Consider the following 16,663-nt stretch of genomic DNA (forward strand, 5'->3'; position numbering starts at 1 on the left):
GATCGAAAAAGGAGAGGTTCATGTTCAACGATGCGATCTGGGAACATATCGATCGGTTCACCAAGGCCAAGAAGACCAGCGACATCCAGCAGCAGCTGGAGCGCTTCAGTCACCAGATGGGCTTTGATTACTTTCGTTTGCTGATTATTTTTCCCATCAGCATGCAGAAATCCCATGTGGCGCTGTTCAACAACTGCCCCACCAGCTGGTTCGATGCCTATTCGGAGCGGCACTACCTGACCCAGGATCCGGTCGTCTTCCTGGGGCTGAAGCAGACCCAGCCCATCTTCTGGAACAAGCTCGACTGCGACTCCCCCTGGCTGCCCAGCGCCAGCCGGGAGGTAATGAACCTGGCGGCCGACTTCGGGGTGAGAAACGGTGTCTCTTTCCCGCTGCACACGCCGCAGGGGGAACACGGCATCCTCTCCTTCATCAGCAAGGAGAAGTCCAATTCCGATCTGATGTTTGAAAACGTTCCCTTGCTGTCGTTCTGCGCCAGCTACATCTTCAACTCGGCACTGCAGCTGATATAAAGAGCAGGCCGGATCTGATGAAGTACCTGACCGAGCTGTCGGATCGGGAGAAGGAGTGCCTGTTCTGGGCCAGCGAGGGCAAGACCTCCTAGGAGATCGCCACCATCCTCGGCATCAGCGAACGGACCGTGAACTTCCACCTCAATCAGGTCACCAACAAGACCGACTCGAAGAACCGCAACCAGGCTATCGCCAAGAGCATCTCAAGCGGCATCATAGTGCCCTCGCTGGACGACGTGACCATCACCAACCTGCGCTTGTCGTGACGCCAGCCCGGCAACACAGCCAATAAAAAAGAGCCGCAATGCGGCTCTTTTTTCATTTCCGGCGACGGCTTATTCCACCGTGACGGATTTCGCCAGGTTGCGCGGCTGATCCACGTCGGTGCCCTTGATGAGGGCAACATGGTAGGAGAGCAGCTGCAGCGGCACGGTATAGACGATCGGCGCGATCACCTCTTCCACGTGGTTCAGGCTCATCACCCGCATGGTCTCGTCGCTCTTGAAGCCGGTATCGGCATCGGCGAAGACGTAGAGGATACCGCCACGGGCACGCACCTCTTCCACGTTGGACTTGAGCTTCTCCAGCAGATCGTTGTTCGGCGCCACCACAATGATGGGCATCTCGGCATCGATCAGCGCCAGCGGGCCGTGCTTCAACTCACCGGCGGCATAGGCCTCGGCGTGGATGTAGGAGATCTCTTTGAGCTTGAGTGCCCCTTCCATGGCGATGGGGTACTGGCTGCCGCGACCCAGGAACAGACTGTGGTGCTTGTCGGCAAACTCTTCGGCCAGGGCCTCGATATCCTTGGCCAGTGCCAGGCTCTCCTTGATGCGCAGCGGCAGGGCCTGCAGCGCCTTGACCAGCTCGGCTTCGGCGGCGGCGCTCAGGTGGCCGCGGCAACGACCGATGGAGGCCACCAGCATCAGCAGACCGGCCAGCTGGGTGGTGAACGCCTTGGTGGAGGCCACGCCAATTTCAGCCCCCGCGCGGGTCATAAAGGCCAGATCCGATTCGCGCACCAGGGAGGAGCCCGGCACGTTGCAGATGGCCAGCGAGCTCATGTAGCCGGACTCTTTGGCCAGGCGCAGGGCCGCCAGGGTATCGGCGGTCTCGCCGCTCTGGGAGAGGGTCACCAGCAGGCTGTTGGGGCGTACCACCGACTTGCGATAGCGGAATTCGGAGGCGATCTCCACGTCGCAGGAGACGCCGGCGATCTCTTCGAACCAGTAGCGAGCCACCATGCCGGAATGATAGGAGGTGCCGCAGGCGACGATCTGCACGTGATCGACCTTGTCGAAGATGGCACGTGCGCCGTTGCCGAAGGACTCGACCACCACGTGATCACCACCCAGACGCCCTTCCAGGGTGTTGGTGATGGCCTTGGGCTGCTCGTGGATCTCTTTGAGCATGTAGTGGCGGTACTCGCCCTTGTCACCGGCGTCGTGGGAGAGTTCGGACTCCTGCTCTTCACGCACCACTGCCTCGCCGTGGGTATCGAAGATGTGCACGTCGCGACGGGTCACTTCGGCCACGTCCCCCTCTTCCAGGAAGATGAAGCGACGGGTCACCGGCAGCAACGCCATCTGGTCGGAAGCGATGAAGTTCTCGCCGATGCCGCGGCCGATCACCAGCGGGGAGCCGGAACGGGCCACCACCACGCGGCTGTCGTCACGGCTGTCCATCACCACGGTGCCGTAGGCGCCGCGCAGCTGTTTCACCGCCACCTGCATGGCAGCCAGCAGGCTGGGAGCGGATTTCAGCTCGTGGTGCACCAGGTGGGCGATCACCTCGGTGTCGGTGTCGGAGCTGAACACATAGCCCAGCGCCTTCAACTCTTCCCGCAGCTCTTCATGGTTCTCGATGATGCCGTTGTGCACCACCACGATATGCTCGGAGACGTGAGGGTGGGCATTGCGCTCGGACGGTTCGCCGTGAGTGGCCCAGCGGGTGTGGGCGATGCCGGTACCGCCATGCACGGACTGCTCGTCCAGTGCCTTGGCCAGCTCGGCCACCTTGCCGAGGCGACGCACCCGCTGCAGCGGCTGACTGGCGCTGAACACGGCCACACCGGCCGAATCGTAGCCGCGGTATTCCAGACGGCGCAGACCCTCTACCAGAATTTCAGCCACATCACGTTGGGCGACGGCCCCGACGATGCCACACATACACTTCTCCTTAAGACGCTATTGATTCGGTTGGATATTGATTTGTTCAGGTCAGACTGCCACGGGGGCGCAGATCAGCTGGATCCCCTTGGCCTGAATTCGTTCTCTGGCCGAGATGGCCAGCCCCTCGTCGGTCACCAGGGTATGGATGCTGGACCAGGGCAGTTCGAGATTGGGGATCTTGCGACCGATCTTTTCCGACTCCACCATGACGATGACCTCCCGCGACACCTCGGCCATCACCCGGGACAGGCCTACCAGCTCGTTGAAGGTGGTGGTACCCCGTTCCGGATCGATGCCATCGGCACCGATGAACAGCTGGTCGAAGTCATAGGAGCGCAGCACCTGCTCCGCCACCTGACCCTGGAAGGATTCGGAGTGGGGGTCCCATGTGCCTCCCGTCATTAACAGGGTAGGCTCGTTTTCCAGCTCGCGCAGGGCGCCGGCCACATTGAGAGAGTTGGTCATCACGATGAGACCGCGCTTGTTGCCGAGCAGCGGGATCATGGCGCTGGTGGTGGTGCCGCTGTCGATGATGACGCGGTTGTGATCGCGGATCCGTTCTGCCGCCGCCTTGGCGATAGCCAGCTTTCGTTTCGAAACTTGCTCTGGATTGCCGTCCACCACCATCTCGCTGGGCAGGGGCACGGCGCCACCGTAACGACGCAGCAACAGGCCACCGGTCTCCAGCACGGCCAGATCTTTGCGAATGGTCACCTCGGAGGTGGAGAAGTGCTTGGCCAGGGCGTCGACGCTCACTTCACCCTGCTCCTGCACCAGGCTCACTATGGTGTGACGGCGTTGCTGAGTATTACGTTTGGTCATCTTAAAGTTTCGATTCGAAAGAATGTCGAAATATTAATGCCTTTTCTGGAAAAATCAAACGGCAAATAGGATCCGATATGGTTCGATGCCAGAATGGGGGCTGATTTGCGACGAGGATGCCATGCAAAAACGAACCATCTGGCTGGTAGAAGATGAAGCCAGCATCGCCGACACCCTGATCTATGCCCTGCAAACCGATGGCTTCGAGGTGGAGTGGTTTTCCCTCGGCCAGCCGTTGCTGGCGCGACTGGCCCAGTCGCTCCCCGACTTCCTGATCCTGGATGTGGGTCTGCCGGACATCAGCGGCTTCGAGCTGTGCAAGCAGGTACGAGCACTGTGCGATACCCCGCTGATGTTCCTCACCGCCCGCAGCGAAGAAATTGATCGCCTGATTGGACTGGAGATTGGGGCCGACGACTACGTGGCCAAGCCCTTCTCGCCCCGCGAGGTGTGCGCCAGGGTGCGGGTCATACTGCGCCGCAGCCAGCCAGCCGCCCCCCAGCCGAGCCAGACCCTCACCCTGGACGAGGAGCGGGCCCGCATCAGCTTTCACGGCCAACCGCTGGCGCTCACTCGCTACGAGTACCTGCTGCTCAAGACCCTGATGCTAACGCCGGGCCGGGTCTACTCCCGCCAGCAGCTGATGGATCTGGTGTGGAGCGGGGCGGAGGAAAGCCTGGATCGCACCGTCGACACCCACATCAAGACCATCCGCGCCAAGCTGCGGGAGCGGGATCCGGACGCCAACCTGATCCTGACCCACCGCGGATTGGGTTACAGCCTGGAGCAGGCATGAACAGACGGTTGCCGGGTCACGGCCGGGGGATGACATGAGAATCGGACTGCAACTGCTGTGCGGGCTGGTGCTGATCTTTGCGCTGGCCGCCTGGTTCGTGCTGGAGATCTTCGTCGAGGAGATCAAACCCGGGGTGCGCAGCGCCACCGAAGATACCCTGGTAGACATGGCTCAGATGCTGGCCCCGCTGGCGCTGGATGACCTGCAGGAGGGGAAGATGGCCGACGGCCGGCTGGCCAGCGCCTTCGCCCGCCTCAACCAGAGCCCCATCAACGCCCTGATCGACGGCCACCTCAAGCAGCAGGCGGAGTACCGCATCTATGTGGTCGACCGCTGGGGCAAGGTGGTTTACGACTCGGACGGGGTGGATCTGGGCAAGGACTACTCCCGCTGGAACGACGTCTACCTGACCCTGCGCGGCGAATACGGCGCCCGCAGCACCCGCAGCGACCCCGACGATCCCGCCAGCTCGGTGATGCACGTGGCCGCGCCGCTGCGGGAGGGGGACGACATCCTCGGCTCCCTCACCGTCGCCAAACCCAACCGCACCCTACTGCCCATGATAGAGCGCAGCGAACACCAGCTGCTGCAGGGGGCGGCCCTGCTGCTGTTCATCTCGCTGCTGATCGGCGCCCTGTTGGTGTGGTGGCTCAACCGCGCCATCGGCAAGCTGGTGCACTATGCCGATGCGGTCAGCCAGGGCCAGCCCGCCACTCTGCCACGTCTCTACAGCCCGGAGCTGGATCGGCTCGGCCGCTCCCTGGAAACCATGCGCCGCCAGCTGGACGGCAAGGCCTACATCGAAGCCTATGTACACAGTCTGACCCACGAGCTCAAGAGCCCGCTGGCCGCCATTCGCGGGGCAGGGGAGATCCTGGCCGAAGCCCCGCCGCTGGACGTCGCAAAGCGTTTTATCAGCAACATCAATCTGGAGACGGCCCGCATGCAGCAGCTGATCGAGCGGATGCTGCAGCTGGCCAAACTGGAGTCGGGACAGGGGCTGGATAGACAGGCGGTCGAGCCGGCCAGGCTGGGCAAGCGTGCGCTCGACGCCCGCCAGATCCTGGCCCAGCGCCGCCAGATCACCCTGCACGCCGAGCTGGGGGAAGCCCAGAAACAGAAGTGGGACCCGCTGCTGGTGGAGCAGGCCCTCGGCAACCTGCTGGACAACGCCCTCGACTTCTCCCCCGTCGGTAGTACCCTCAGGCTGAGCGGCACCATGGAGGAGGGGGGTTACTGCTTCCGGGTGCGGGATCAGGGACCCGGCATTCCGGACTATGCCCTGCCACGCATCTTCGAGCGCTTCTACTCCCTGCCCAGACCCGACAAGGGCAAGAGCAGCGGCCTCGGGCTCAGCTTCGCCATGGAGGTGGCGCGCCAACACGGCGGCCGGCTGACCCTCGCCAACCAAGCTGACGGCGGGGTGCTGGCCGAGCTCTGGTTGCCAGCGGGCTGACACTTCACACTGGGCACATAAAGCGGCGCTATGCTGGTGTTTTCCCAGCGAACTTTATGTGCTCAAGGAGCCCCCATGTCCCGCCTTCTGTTATCCGGCCTGCTCGGCGCAGGCCTGCTGTTTTCGCTGCCGGCCAGCGCCGCCACCGGCTGCTTTCTCTATGCCGACGGCAACGGCCAGACCCTCTCCAGCGAAGGGGATTGTTCAAGCCAGCTGCCACCCGCGTCCACCTTCAAGATCCCGCTGGCGCTGATGGGCTACGACAGCGGCTTTCTGGTGGACGAAGAGCACCCGGCGCTGCCCTTCAAGCCGGGTTACGATGACTGGCTGCCTGCCTGGCGGGAGACCACCACCCCGCGCCGCTGGGAAACCTACTCGGTGGTCTGGTTCTCCCAGCAGATCACCGAATGGCTGGGGATGGAGCGCTTCCAGCAGTACGTCGACCGTTTCGACTACGGCAACCGGGATCTCTCCGGCAATCCTGGCAAGCACGACGGCCTGACCCAGGCCTGGCTCAGTTCCAGCCTGGCCATCAGTCCAGAGGAGCAGGCCCGCTTCCTCGGCAAGATGGTGAGCGGCAAGCTGCCGGTGTCGGCGCAGACCCTGCAGTACACCGCCAACATCCTCAAGGTGAGCGAGATCGACGGCTGGCAGATCCACGGCAAGACCGGCATGGGTTATCCGAAGAAGCTGGATGGCAGCCTCAACCGGGATCAGCAGATCGGCTGGTTCGTCGGCTGGGCCAGCAAACCGGGCAAGCAACTCATCTTCGTCCATACCGTGGTGCAAAAACCCGGCAAGCAGTTCGCCTCCCTCAAGGCCAAGGAAGAGGTGCTGGCCGCCCTGCCGGCCAAACTGAAAACCCTGTGATACCGAGACCGGCGCTCTGCGCCGGTTTTTTTATCCCCCTTCACCCCCACTTCACACAGCCCCATCCCCCCTTCACCCGACCCAGCCACACTCGCTCCATCAACAAGGAGACGTGTCATGATCAAACAGATATTCAGCCACAAGATCTTTCTGCTGCTGTTGCTCAGCCTGCTGCTGATGGTGCCGGTACAATCCATCATGGAGCTGAACCGGGAGCGCCAGGCCTATCGCAGCCAGGCCATCCACAGCATAATGGCCAGCAGCAGCGGGCCGCAACGACTGCTGGGGCCGGTCGTGGTGCAGCCTTATACCCGCACCGTCACGGTGGAGCAGGATGGCAAGCGCTTCGAGCGCAAGCAGCAGCTCTATCGCTACCTGCTGCCGGAACAGCTGGATGTGCAGGCCAGCATGGAGGTAACCCCGCGCAAGCTCGGCATCTACCAGGCCCAGGTCTATCACACCCGGCTCTCCCTCTCCGGGCGACTGCCTGCCGAACTGAACGGTAAAACCCTGCTCAGCGGCGAACCTGATCTGACCGTCGACGGGACCGATCCCGCCCTGGTGGCAGGCAAACCCTATCTGAGCCTGGTGCTGTCCGATGCCCGCGGCATCAACCGGGTACCCGAGCTGCAACTGGGGGAGCAGCGCATCCCGTTCGCTCCCGGCGCCCTGCTGGGTGACGGACTGGCCGGCATCCATGCACCGCTCGCGGCCCTGCCGGGGGAGGGTGGCGCTTTTCACATCGAACTGGACCTGCAGGGGATGAACCAGCTGGAAGTGGTGCCGCTCGGCCAGGACAGCAGGCTCAACCTCGCCAGCAACTGGCCCCACCCCAACTTCATCGGCGACTTTCTACCGGGCAGCCGCACCCTCAGCGCCAGCGGCTTCGAGGCGAGCTGGCAGAGCAGCTGGTTTGCCACCGACATGGAGAGCCGTTTCAACCGGATGATGAAGGGTATCAGCGGCGATCTGCCCGCCTTCAGCGTCAGCCTGGTGCAGCCAGTGGATCACTATCAGCAGAACGAGCGGGCCGCCAAGTATGCGCTGCTGTTCATCGGCCTCACTTTCCTCAGCTTCTTCATGTTCGAGCTGCTCAAGGGGCTGCGAGTGCACCCGATCCAGTACGCCCTGGTGGGCATGGGGTTGGCCATCTTCTATCTGGTGCTGCTGGCACTCACCGAACACCTCGGCTTTGCCTGGGCCTATCTGATTGCCGCCCTGGCCAGCGTGACCCTCAACGGCTTCTACCTCAGCCATGTGCTGGGCGGCCCCAAACAGGGGCTCGGCTTCGCGACCCTGCTCGGGCTGGTCTACGCCATCCTGTTCGGCTTGCTGCAGGCCGAGGAGATAGCCCTGCTGCTCGGCGCCCTGCTGCTGTTCGCCATCCTGACGCTGGTCATGGTGCTGACCCGCAAGCTGGACTGGTATCGGGTGATGGGGAACGCCCCGATGCCCCCCGCCAGCGGGCAGGATAGCTGAAAACAAAACCGGCGCCATCAGGCGCCGGTTTGCATTTCATTGATCGGGTATCACTTCTTCTTGACCGGGCGCGCCCAGTTCTGGATATGGCGCTGGGGCACCCGGGTGATCACCAGCTCGTTCTCGGCCACGTCCTTGGTGATGGTGGAGCCGGCCCCCAGGGTCGCCCCCTTGCCGATCCGCACCGGCGCCACCAGCTGGGTATCGGAGCCGACGAAGACGTCATCCTCGATGATGGTCTGGAACTTGTTCACCCCGTCATAGTTGCAGGTGATGGTGCCAGCCCCGATGTTTACCTTGGCACCCACCTCGGCATCCCCCAGGTAGGTAAGATGACCACACTTGGAGCCAACCCCGAGGCGCGCCTTCTTCATCTCGACGAAATTGCCGACGTGGGCATCCTGCTCCAGTACGGCACCCGGGCGCAGGCGGGTAAAAGGACCGACCGAGCACTGGTCGGCGATTTGCGCGCCTTCAATGACGGAGTAGGGTTTCACCTCGGTGTGATCGCCGATCACGCAATCCTTCAGCACGCTGCCGGCACCGATGCGGACGTGGTTGCCCAGCACCACCTTGCCTTCGATGATGACGTTGACGTCGATCACCACCTCTTCCCCGATGTCCAGGGTGCCGCGCAGATCGAAACGGGCCGGGTCGATCAGGGTGGCACCGGCGATCATCAGCTTCTCGGCCTGCATCTGCTGATAGCTGCGCTCGAGCTGGGCCAGCTGCACCCGGTTGTTGGCCCCTTCCACTTCCATGGCGCTGTCGGGGTGAACCGCGGCGATGGGGCAGTTGTCGGCGTGGGCCATGGCGATGACGTCGGTCAGATAGAACTCGCCCTGGGCATTCTTGTTGTCCAGACGGGACAGCCAGCTGCGCAGCTGGCCACCGTTGGCCACCAGCACGCCGGTGTTCACTTCGCGGATCGCCAGCTGCTCGGCATTGGCATCCTTCTGCTCGACGATGCCGACCACCTGGCCGTTGCTGCGCACGATGCGGCCATAGCCGGTCGGGTTGTCCAGCACCACGGTCAGTAGCGCCATGCCATCTGCGGCCTTGGCGGCCAGCAGCCGCTGCAGGGTTTCCGGCTGGATCAGCGGGGTATCGCCGTACAGCACCAACACGTCGTCTTCGTCCTGCCAGAACGGGATGGCCTGGGCGACGGCGTGGCCGGTACCCAGTTGCTGGGCCTGCAGCACCCAGTTCAGATCGGATGCCTGGATCCGCTCCTTCAGCAGTTCGGCACCGTGGCCATACACCAGATGCAACTGCTCGGCACCGACCTTGCGGGCAGTCTCGATCACATGGGAAACCATCGGCTTGTTGGCGACCGGGTGCAGCACCTTGGGCAGGGAGGAGCGCATACGGGTACCTTTACCCGCAGCCAGGATCACGACGTTGAGAGACATAATTCGACCTTTGGAACATGAAGAAATACTCGGCGGAGTCTATCCAACGAGTAAAAAAAAAGCGACCCGCAGGTCGCTTTTTACCTCACCGTTATTAACGGTAATTCTTTTTGACGATATCGATGACCCGCAGTTGAGCCATCGCCTTGGCCAGCTCGGTGGCGGCCTGGGCGTAGTCGATATCACCATGGGAGCTGTGGATCCGCTCTTCCGCCGCGCGTTTGGCTTCCTGGGCTTTCGCCTCATCCAAATCGTCGGCACGAATCGCGGTGTCCGCCAGCACGGTCACGGCTTCGGGTTGTACTTCCAGCATGCCGCCGGAGATGTACAGCACCTCTTCAGTTCCGTTCTGCTTCACCAAGCGGACCAGGCCCGGCTTGATGGCAGTCAGCAACGGAGCATGACCGTGGCGGAGACCCAGCTCACCTTCGGAGCCTGATACCTGAGCGGACTGCACGCGACCGGAAAACAGTTTTCCTTCGGCGCTCACCACGTCCAGGTGAAAGGAGATCATCTCAGCCATGGGCCCTCCTATCGAGGCTTACAGTTTCTTGGCTTTCTCGACAACTTCGTCGATGCTGCCAACCATGTAAAACGCCTGCTCCGGCAGATCGTCGTACTCGCCTTTCAGGATGCCCTGGAAACCACGAATGGTATCTTTCAGCGGCACGTATTTGCCCGGAGAACCGGTAAACACTTCGGCCACGAAGAACGGCTGGGACAGGAAACGCTCGATCTTACGGGCACGGGCTACGGTCAGTTTGTCTTCTTCTGACAGTTCATCCATACCCAGGATGGCGATGATGTCCTTCAGCTCTTTGTAGCGCTGCAGTACGGTCTGAACGCCACGAGCAGTCTCGTAGTGCTCCTTGCCAACCACCAGCGGATCCAGCTGACGGGAGGTGGAGTCCAGCGGGTCAACGGCCGGGTAGATACCCAGTGCCGCGATCTGACGGGACAGTACCACGGTCGCATCCAGGTGGGCGAAGGTGGTCGCCGGAGACGGGTCGGTCAAGTCATCCGCAGGCACGTAAACGGCCTGTACGGAGGTGATGGAACCGGTCTTGGTGGAGGTGATACGTTCCTGCAGAACGCCCATCTCCTCGGCCAGGGTCGGCTGGTAACCTACTGCGGAAGGCATACGGCCCAGCAGTGCGGATACCTCGGTGCCCGCGAGCGTGTAACGGTAGATGTTGTCCACGAAGAACAGCACGTCACGACCTTCGTCACGGAACTTCTCGGCCATGGTCAGGCCGGTCAGCGCCACGCGCAGACGGTTTCCGGGCGGCTCGTTCATCTGACCGTAAACCAGAGATACTTTGTCCAGTACGTTGGACTCCATCATCTCGTGGTAGAAGTCGTTACCCTCACGGGTACGCTCACCTACACCGGCGAACACGGAGTAACCGCTGTGTTCGATCGCGATGTTACGGATCAGCTCCATCATGTTTACGGTCTTGCCTACACCGGCACCACCGAACAGACCAACCTTACCACCCTTGGCGAACGGGCATACTAGGTCGATAACCTTGATACCGGTCTCCAGCAGGTCGTTGCTGTTGGACTGATCTTCGTAGCTGGGAGCCGCGCGGTGAATGGACCAACGCTCTTCTTCACCGATCGGACCTTTTTCGTCGATCGGATCGCCCAGTACGTTCATGATCCGACCCAGAGTCGATACGCCGACCGGCACCTGGATGGATTTACCGCTATTCACTACTTCCAACCCACGACGCAGACCGTCGGAGGAGCCCATGGTGATGCAACGAACGACGCCGCCACCGATCTGTTGCTGAACTTCCAGCACCAGACCCTGGCCTTGACCTTCGCTGACAACCTTCAGTGCATCGTACACCTGGGGCACGGCATCTTGCGGGAACTCGATGTCCACCACAGCGCCGATGATTTGGACGATGAAACCGTTACTCATGTCAAATCCTCTAAACCTTTGATAACCCTTGCCTTACACCGCAGCAGCACCGGACACGATCTCTGTCAGTTCCTGGGTAATACTGGCCTGACGGGCCTTGTTGTATACCAGTTGCAGATCGTTAATCAGGTTACCGGCGTTGTCAGTCGCGGCTTGCATGGCAACCATTCGGGCTGCCTGTTCACTTGCCAAGTTTTCCACTACCCCCTGGTAGACCTGGGATTCGACGTAGCGAATCAGCAGGGTATCCAGCAGTTGCTTGGGATCCGGCTCATAGAGGTAATCCCAGTGGTGTTTCTTGGCGAGCTTGCTGTCTTCAGTTACGGGCAAAGGCAGCAGTTGATCGACTCGTGGTTGCTGAACCATGGTGTTGACGAACTTGTTGTACACCAGATACAGCCTGTCAATCTCACCGTTGTCGTAAGCCTTCAGCATGACCTTGACTGAACCAATCAGGTCATTGACGCTCGGGTTATCGCCCAGTCCTGCGACGTGAGCTTTCACCTTGGCGCCGTGCCGTTCAAAGAAGTTGGAGGCCTTGTTGCCGATCAGAGCCAGGTCAACCTTGGCTCCTTTCGCGCTCCATTGCTTCATGTCATTGAGGGCAGCCTTGAACAGGTTGATGTTCAGACCACCACACAGGCCACGGTCGGTGGAGACGACGATGTAACCCACTCGCTTGACCTCACGTTCGATGAGGTAGGGGTGCTTGTATTCCAGGTTCCCCTGAGCGATATGGCCGATCACCTTGCGCATGGTTTCAGCGTACGGACGGCTGGCAGACATGCGATCTTGCGCACGGCGCATCTTGCTTGCTGCCACCATTTCCATAGCGCCGGTGATCTTCTGAGTGTTTTTCACACTCGCGATCTTGTTACGTATCTCTTTTGCGCCGGCCATCTCTTACTCTCCATCAGGTGGCAGCTCGCGCTGCCACACACGCTTACCAGGTCTGGGTTGCCTTGAAGTTGTCCAGCAACGCAGTCAGCTTGCCAACGATCGCGTCGTTGTAGTCGGCCTTGGCATTGATTTCAGCCATCAGCTCGGCATGCTGGGTATTGGCGTAAGAGAGCAGAGCGGCTTCGAAGTCGACGATCTTGTTCAGCTCGACATCGGAGAGATAGCCTTTTTCCGCGGCGAACAGCACCAGAGACTGGTGAGCCACGCTCAGCGGAGAGTACTGCTTCTGCTTCATCAGCTCGGTCACTTTCTGACCGTGGTCCAGCTGCTTGCGGGTCGCATCGTCCAGGTCGGAAGAGAACTGGGCAAATGCAGCCAGTTCGCGATACTGGGCCAGCGCGGTACGGATACCACCGGACAGCTTCTTGACGATCTTGGTCTGAGCGGCACCACCTACACGGGATACGGAGATACCCGGGTCAACGGCCGGACGGATACCGGAGTTGAACAGTTGTGAAGTCAGGAAGATCTGGCCATCGGTGATGGAGATCACGTTGGTCGGAACGAACGCGGATACGTCACCAGCCTGGGTTTCGATGATCGGCAGGGCGGTCAGAGAACCGGTCTGGCCTTTCACTTCACCGTTGGTGAACTTCTCTACGTACTCGGCGTTGACGCGAGCAGCACGCTCCAGCAGACGGGAGTGCAGATAGAAAACGTCGCCCGGGTAGGCTTCGCGTCCTGGCGGACGGCGCAGCAGCAGGGAGATCTGGCGATAAGCTACGGCCTGCTTGGACAGGTCATCATAGATGATCAGCGCGTCTTCACCGCGGTCACGGAAGTACTCACCCATGGAGCAGCCGGCATACGGAGCCAGGTACTGCAGGGCAGCCGCTTCGGAGGCAGAGGCAACCACCACGATGGTGTTGGCCAGGGCGCCGTGCTCTTCCAGCTTGCGCACCACGTTGGCGATGGTGGAGGCCTTCTGGCCGATCGCAACGTAGACACACTTAATGCCGGAGTCTTTCTGGTTGATGATGGTGTCGATGGCGATGGCAGTCTTGCCCACCTGACGGTCACCGATGATCAGCTCACGCTGGCCACGACCGATAGGGATCATGGCATCGATGGCTTTCAGACCGGTCTGGACCGGCTGGTCAACAGACTTACGCTCGATAACGCCCGGTGCAATCACTTCGATCGGCGAGAAGCCGTCGTTGTCGATTGGACCTTTACCGTCGATCGGCTGACCCAGGGTGTTCAACACCCGGCCCAACAGACCACGACCGACCGGCACTTCCAGAATGCGGCCAGTCCCTTTTACTTTCATTCCTTCTGACAGACCGTCATAGGAACCCATGATCACCGCACCGACGGAGTCACGCTCCAGGTTCAATGCCAGAGCGTAGCGGTTGCCCGGCAGCTCGATCATCTCACCTTGCATGGCATCGGCCAGGCCGTGAATACGAATGATACCGTCGCTCACAGAGACGATGGTACCTTCGTTACGCGCTTCGCTCTTTACATCAAACTGCGCAATGCGCTGCTTGATCAGCTCGGCGATTTCAGTGGAATTCAGTTGCATGCTCTAATACCCCAATCAAGATTGCAGCGCGTCAGCCATGCGATCCAGCTTACCGCGGACCGTGCCGTCGATAACCAGGTCACCGGCCTTGATGAGCACCCCGGCCATCAAGGACGCATCCATGCTGCAATTCAGCTTCACTTTGCGCGCGAGACGTTGTTCCAGAGAAGCCTGAATATTGGCTTTCTGCTGGTCGGTCAGTTCGATCGCCGAAATCACGTCAGCCTGAACTTCTTTATCCAGTTCAGCCTTGAACGCGATGAATTCAGCAACGACCGCCGGCAGCACACCCAAGCGACCATTCTCGGCCATCACCCGGATCAGGTTCTGACCATGCTCGTCGAGTTGCTCACCACAGATGCCGACAAACAACTTTGCCAGCTCTTCGGCAGCCACAGAGCCGTTTACCAGGTTGTGGATGGTCTCGTTTTTCACGACTTCCGCCGCGAAACCGAGCATCCCCAGCCACTGGTCAACCGCCTTGTGCTCAACGGCAAACTCGAAAGCAGCCTTGGCGTAGGGGCGAGCGATTGTAGTCAGTTCAGACATAGCCCCGTTCCCGTTACAGTTCTGCTACCAGCTTGTCGACGATGTCGCTGTTGGCAGCCTGGTCGATTTGGCGCGCCAGGATCTTCTCTGCACCAGCAATGGCAAGAGCAGCAACCTGCTTACGCAGTTCTTCTTTGGCACGATGACGTTCAGCTTCAATCTCGGCACGGCCCTGAGCCAGGATTTTTTCCCGCTCAGATTGGGCACCGGCAGCAGCTTCATCAATGATCTGGGCCTTGCGTTTGTTGGCCTGTTCAATGATTTCTGCAGCCTGGAGCTTGGCTTCTTTCAGCTGATCGGTGGCGTTGGCCTTGGCCAAATCCAGATCTTTCTTGGCACGCTCGGCAGAAGAGAGGCCGTCAGCAATGGTTTTCTGACGGGCTTCGATGGCAGCCATCAGCGGCGGCCACACGTACTTCATGCAAAACACTACGAAGAAGAAAAAAGCAACTGCTTGGCCGAGGAGGGTGGCGTTGATATTCACAGCCTGTGTCCTCTTAGTTAGTTAATGGGTTATGTCCGGAGGTCGCTATGACTTAGCCGGCAACCGCAAACATCACGTACAGACCCAGACCAACGGCGATCATCGGGATCGCATCCACCAGACCCATCACGATGAAGAACTGGGTACGCAGAACAGGGATCAGGTCCGGTTGACGAGCTGCACCTTCCAGGAATTTGCCACCCAGGATACCGATACCGATGGAAGCGCCGATAGCCGCCAGACCCATCATCATTGCAGCAGCGATGTACAGCAGGTCCATGTTCAAGTTTTCCATGAGGATCTCCATTTATTTAGATGTAATTGATTGTATAAAAAGGATTATTTGAGTTGCATCAACCATGGTCTTCTTGAGCCATCGACAGATAGACGATGGTCAGCACCATGAAGATAAACGCCTGCAGAGTGATGATCAGGATGTGGAAAATTGCCCAAGGCACGGACAGGATCCACTGAGACCACCAGGGTAGCAAACCCGCAATCAGGATAAAGATCAGTTCGCCAGCATACATGTTGCCGAACAGTCGAAGACCCAGAGAAACAGGTTTGGAAATCAGCGTAACAGTTTCCAGGATGAGGTTAACCGGGATGGCCGCCGGGTGATTGAAAGGCTGAAGCGTCAGCTCCTTCACAAACCCGCCGATACCCTTGACCTTGATGCTGTAGTACAGGATCAAGAAGAACACGCCCAAAGCCATGGACATGGTGATGTTAACGTCAGCAGAGGGAACCACACGCAGATAGGGAACACCCATCAACTGTGCAGCGTGGGGGATAAAGTCAACGGGGATCAGATCCATCAGGTTCATCAGGAAGATCCACACAAACACCGTCAGGGCCAAAGGTGCGATGACCTTGTTGCGACCGTGAAAGATGTCCTTGACGTTACCACTCACAAACTCGACCAGCATCTCCACAAAGCACTGCAGTTTACCGGGCACACCACTGGTAGCGTTGACGGCTACGCGGCGGAACAACCAGATAAACAGAGCGCCCAACAGAACAGAAAATATCATTGAGTCGACATTGACTGTCCAGAACCCAGACCCGACTTGCAGATGGGTCAGATGGTGGGAGATATATCCCTGAGGAGTCAGGACTTCTCCGGTTGCAGACATGAGTTTTCCTAATAGTGGTTGTTAAGCGTGAATGAGACTATCCACTGTACAACGAGGGCGAGGATATAAGTGGCAAAGAACGAGACGGTATCGACCTCGATCCCGGCGCCAAACATCAGGGCGAAAAGTCCTGTTGTAGTAATGAGCTTAATCCCTGCCCCACCATAAAAGTCCCGCAAAACCAGGCCCACGCTATCTTTCGTCACCTTGCGGCGCAGAACCCAGAGCGTGAACAGGGCTTGTGGAACCCAGTACATGCTCCCCCCGTAGAGGGAGGAGCGTCCGGCAAACGCACCGGCCTGGTAAAACCAGACGGTACTGATCGCCAGGATCAGGACGAGCTGACAAACGAGCATAGCCAAGGCCAGCGTTAAACCTTCCAAGGCTATTTTCTGCTTCACCAACCTACCCCTGAACATTACAGAACTGTAAAAAATCGGGATCCGAAGACCCCGCGTTTACAGCCTAAAAAGCCGGTCAAATTATACCCTTGAAGACAGCTATTGCAACATGGCAAAAATCCTTAATTTTTGCGGCTTT

16 protein-coding genes and 1 pseudogene are annotated in these 16,663 nt (G+C 59.8%); 5 read left to right on the forward strand and 12 right to left on the reverse strand.

What is annotated here, in order from left to right:
* The first annotated feature begins 20 nt into the window (after positions 1–20).
* A pseudogene (locus tag CAK78_RS10025) lies at positions 21–799 on the forward strand (helix-turn-helix transcriptional regulator).
* Between the two features lie 69 nt (positions 800–868).
* Here CAK78_RS10025 and glmS read toward each other — a convergent pair.
* On the reverse strand, positions 869–2,701 hold the full coding sequence (gene glmS / locus CAK78_RS10030) for a glutamine--fructose-6-phosphate transaminase (isomerizing) (protein WP_024942398.1): 1,833 nt from the start codon (positions 2,699–2,701) through the stop codon (positions 869–871).
* A gap of 51 nt (positions 2,702–2,752) precedes the next feature.
* A complete protein-coding gene (locus tag CAK78_RS10035) occupies positions 2,753–3,526 on the reverse strand; it encodes a DeoR/GlpR family DNA-binding transcription regulator (RefSeq protein WP_005307234.1) in 774 nt (257 codons plus the stop codon).
* A 121-nt stretch (positions 3,527–3,647) separates the two neighbouring features.
* Between CAK78_RS10035 and blrA the strand changes: the two genes are divergently transcribed.
* The 4 genes from blrA to creD all read left to right on the forward strand — a co-directional run bounded on the left by blrA (position 3,648) and on the right by creD (position 8,127).
* The gene (gene blrA / locus CAK78_RS10040; protein WP_094697183.1) at positions 3,648–4,322 is read left to right on the forward strand and encodes a beta-lactam response regulator transcription factor BlrA; all 675 of its coding nucleotides are present in this window, start codon (positions 3,648–3,650) and stop codon (positions 4,320–4,322) included.
* A 34-nt stretch (positions 4,323–4,356) separates the two neighbouring features.
* Complete coding sequence (gene blrB, locus CAK78_RS10045) at positions 4,357–5,778, forward strand: beta-lactam sensor histidine kinase BlrB (RefSeq protein WP_094697170.1); 1,422 nt, start codon at positions 4,357–4,359, stop codon at positions 5,776–5,778.
* A 75-nt stretch (positions 5,779–5,853) separates the two neighbouring features.
* Positions 5,854–6,648: an OXA-12 family class D beta-lactamase gene (gene blaOXA, locus CAK78_RS10050; protein WP_094697171.1), complete on the forward strand. Its 795-nt coding sequence runs from the start codon at positions 5,854–5,856 to the stop codon at positions 6,646–6,648.
* Between the two features lie 117 nt (positions 6,649–6,765).
* A complete protein-coding gene (creD, locus tag CAK78_RS10055) occupies positions 6,766–8,127 on the forward strand; it encodes a cell envelope integrity protein CreD (RefSeq protein ID WP_094697172.1) in 1,362 nt (453 codons plus the stop codon).
* 50 nt (positions 8,128–8,177) lie between these two features.
* Here creD and glmU read toward each other — a convergent pair whose 3' ends face one another.
* From glmU to CAK78_RS10105, 10 genes are all read right to left on the reverse strand, one after another.
* Positions 8,178–9,539 carry a bifunctional UDP-N-acetylglucosamine diphosphorylase/glucosamine-1-phosphate N-acetyltransferase GlmU gene (gene glmU / locus CAK78_RS10060; RefSeq protein ID WP_094697173.1) on the reverse strand — a complete coding sequence of 454 codons (1,362 nt, stop codon included), beginning with the start codon at positions 9,537–9,539 and terminating at the stop codon, positions 8,178–8,180.
* A 94-nt stretch (positions 9,540–9,633) separates the two neighbouring features.
* On the reverse strand, positions 9,634–10,062 hold the full coding sequence (locus CAK78_RS10065) for a F0F1 ATP synthase subunit epsilon (protein ID WP_005307217.1): 429 nt from the start codon (positions 10,060–10,062) through the stop codon (positions 9,634–9,636).
* Between the two features lie 18 nt (positions 10,063–10,080).
* Positions 10,081–11,469, reverse strand: a complete 1,389-nt coding sequence (gene atpD / locus CAK78_RS10070; RefSeq protein ID WP_094697174.1) for a F0F1 ATP synthase subunit beta — start codon at positions 11,467–11,469, stop codon at positions 10,081–10,083.
* A 33-nt stretch (positions 11,470–11,502) separates the two neighbouring features.
* Positions 11,503–12,369 carry a F0F1 ATP synthase subunit gamma gene (gene atpG / locus CAK78_RS10075; protein ID WP_005307212.1) on the reverse strand — a complete coding sequence of 289 codons (867 nt, stop codon included), beginning with the start codon at positions 12,367–12,369 and terminating at the stop codon, positions 11,503–11,505.
* A 43-nt stretch (positions 12,370–12,412) separates the two neighbouring features.
* Positions 12,413–13,954, reverse strand: a complete 1,542-nt coding sequence (gene atpA / locus CAK78_RS10080) for a F0F1 ATP synthase subunit alpha (protein ID WP_005307210.1) — start codon at positions 13,952–13,954, stop codon at positions 12,413–12,415.
* 15 nt (positions 13,955–13,969) lie between these two features.
* Entirely contained in the window at positions 13,970–14,503 is a 534-nt protein-coding gene (gene atpH, locus CAK78_RS10085; RefSeq protein WP_042006319.1) for a F0F1 ATP synthase subunit delta, read from the reverse strand.
* Positions 14,504–14,516: 13 nt separating this feature from the next.
* A complete protein-coding gene (atpF, locus tag CAK78_RS10090) occupies positions 14,517–14,987 on the reverse strand; it encodes a F0F1 ATP synthase subunit B (protein WP_005307207.1) in 471 nt (156 codons plus the stop codon).
* Positions 14,988–15,039: 52 nt separating this feature from the next.
* Entirely contained in the window at positions 15,040–15,282 is a 243-nt protein-coding gene (atpE, locus tag CAK78_RS10095) for a F0F1 ATP synthase subunit C (protein WP_005307205.1), read from the reverse strand.
* A gap of 58 nt (positions 15,283–15,340) precedes the next feature.
* Complete coding sequence (atpB, locus tag CAK78_RS10100) at positions 15,341–16,123, reverse strand: F0F1 ATP synthase subunit A (RefSeq protein ID WP_005307200.1); 783 nt, start codon at positions 16,121–16,123, stop codon at positions 15,341–15,343.
* 8 nt (positions 16,124–16,131) lie between these two features.
* Positions 16,132–16,542 carry an ATP synthase subunit I gene (locus CAK78_RS10105; RefSeq protein ID WP_176452741.1) on the reverse strand — a complete coding sequence of 137 codons (411 nt, stop codon included), beginning with the start codon at positions 16,540–16,542 and terminating at the stop codon, positions 16,132–16,134.
* Positions 16,543–16,663: the final 121 nt, after the last annotated feature.

The organism is Aeromonas sp. A35_P (assembly GCF_002259925.1).
GTDB lineage: Bacteria > Pseudomonadota > Gammaproteobacteria > Enterobacterales > Aeromonadaceae > Aeromonas > Aeromonas dhakensis.

What these genes read in the sequence shown, in the direction of transcription:
- glmU (WP_094697173.1), bottom strand. Translation starts at nt 9,539, where the DNA reads ATGTCTCTCAACGTCGTGATCCTGGCTGCGGGTAAAGGTACCCGTATG.
- creD (WP_094697172.1), top strand. Translation starts at nt 6,766, where the DNA reads ATGATCAAACAGATATTCAGCCACAAGATCTTTCTGCTGCTGTTGCTC.
- atpB (WP_005307200.1), bottom strand. Translation starts at nt 16,123, where the DNA reads ATGTCTGCAACCGGAGAAGTCCTGACTCCTCAGGGATATATCTCCCAC.
- atpD (WP_094697174.1), bottom strand. Translation starts at nt 11,469, where the DNA reads ATGAGTAACGGTTTCATCGTCCAAATCATCGGCGCTGTGGTGGACATC.
- blrB (WP_094697170.1), top strand. Translation starts at nt 4,357, where the DNA reads ATGAGAATCGGACTGCAACTGCTGTGCGGGCTGGTGCTGATCTTTGCG.
- atpG (WP_005307212.1), bottom strand. Translation starts at nt 12,369, where the DNA reads ATGGCCGGCGCAAAAGAGATACGTAACAAGATCGCGAGTGTGAAAAAC.
- atpH (WP_042006319.1), bottom strand. Translation starts at nt 14,503, where the DNA reads ATGTCTGAACTGACTACAATCGCTCGCCCCTACGCCAAGGCTGCTTTC.
- glmS (WP_024942398.1), bottom strand. Translation starts at nt 2,701, where the DNA reads ATGTGTGGCATCGTCGGGGCCGTCGCCCAACGTGATGTGGCTGAAATT.
- CAK78_RS10065 (WP_005307217.1), bottom strand. Translation starts at nt 10,062, where the DNA reads ATGGCTGAGATGATCTCCTTTCACCTGGACGTGGTGAGCGCCGAAGGA.
- atpE (WP_005307205.1), bottom strand. Translation starts at nt 15,282, where the DNA reads ATGGAAAACTTGAACATGGACCTGCTGTACATCGCTGCTGCAATGATG.
- blaOXA (WP_094697171.1), top strand. Translation starts at nt 5,854, where the DNA reads ATGTCCCGCCTTCTGTTATCCGGCCTGCTCGGCGCAGGCCTGCTGTTT.
- blrA (WP_094697183.1), top strand. Translation starts at nt 3,648, where the DNA reads ATGCAAAAACGAACCATCTGGCTGGTAGAAGATGAAGCCAGCATCGCC.
- CAK78_RS10035 (WP_005307234.1), bottom strand. Translation starts at nt 3,526, where the DNA reads ATGACCAAACGTAATACTCAGCAACGCCGTCACACCATAGTGAGCCTG.
- CAK78_RS10105 (WP_176452741.1), bottom strand. Translation starts at nt 16,542, where the DNA reads ATGTTCAGGGGTAGGTTGGTGAAGCAGAAAATAGCCTTGGAAGGTTTA.
- atpA (WP_005307210.1), bottom strand. Translation starts at nt 13,954, where the DNA reads ATGCAACTGAATTCCACTGAAATCGCCGAGCTGATCAAGCAGCGCATT.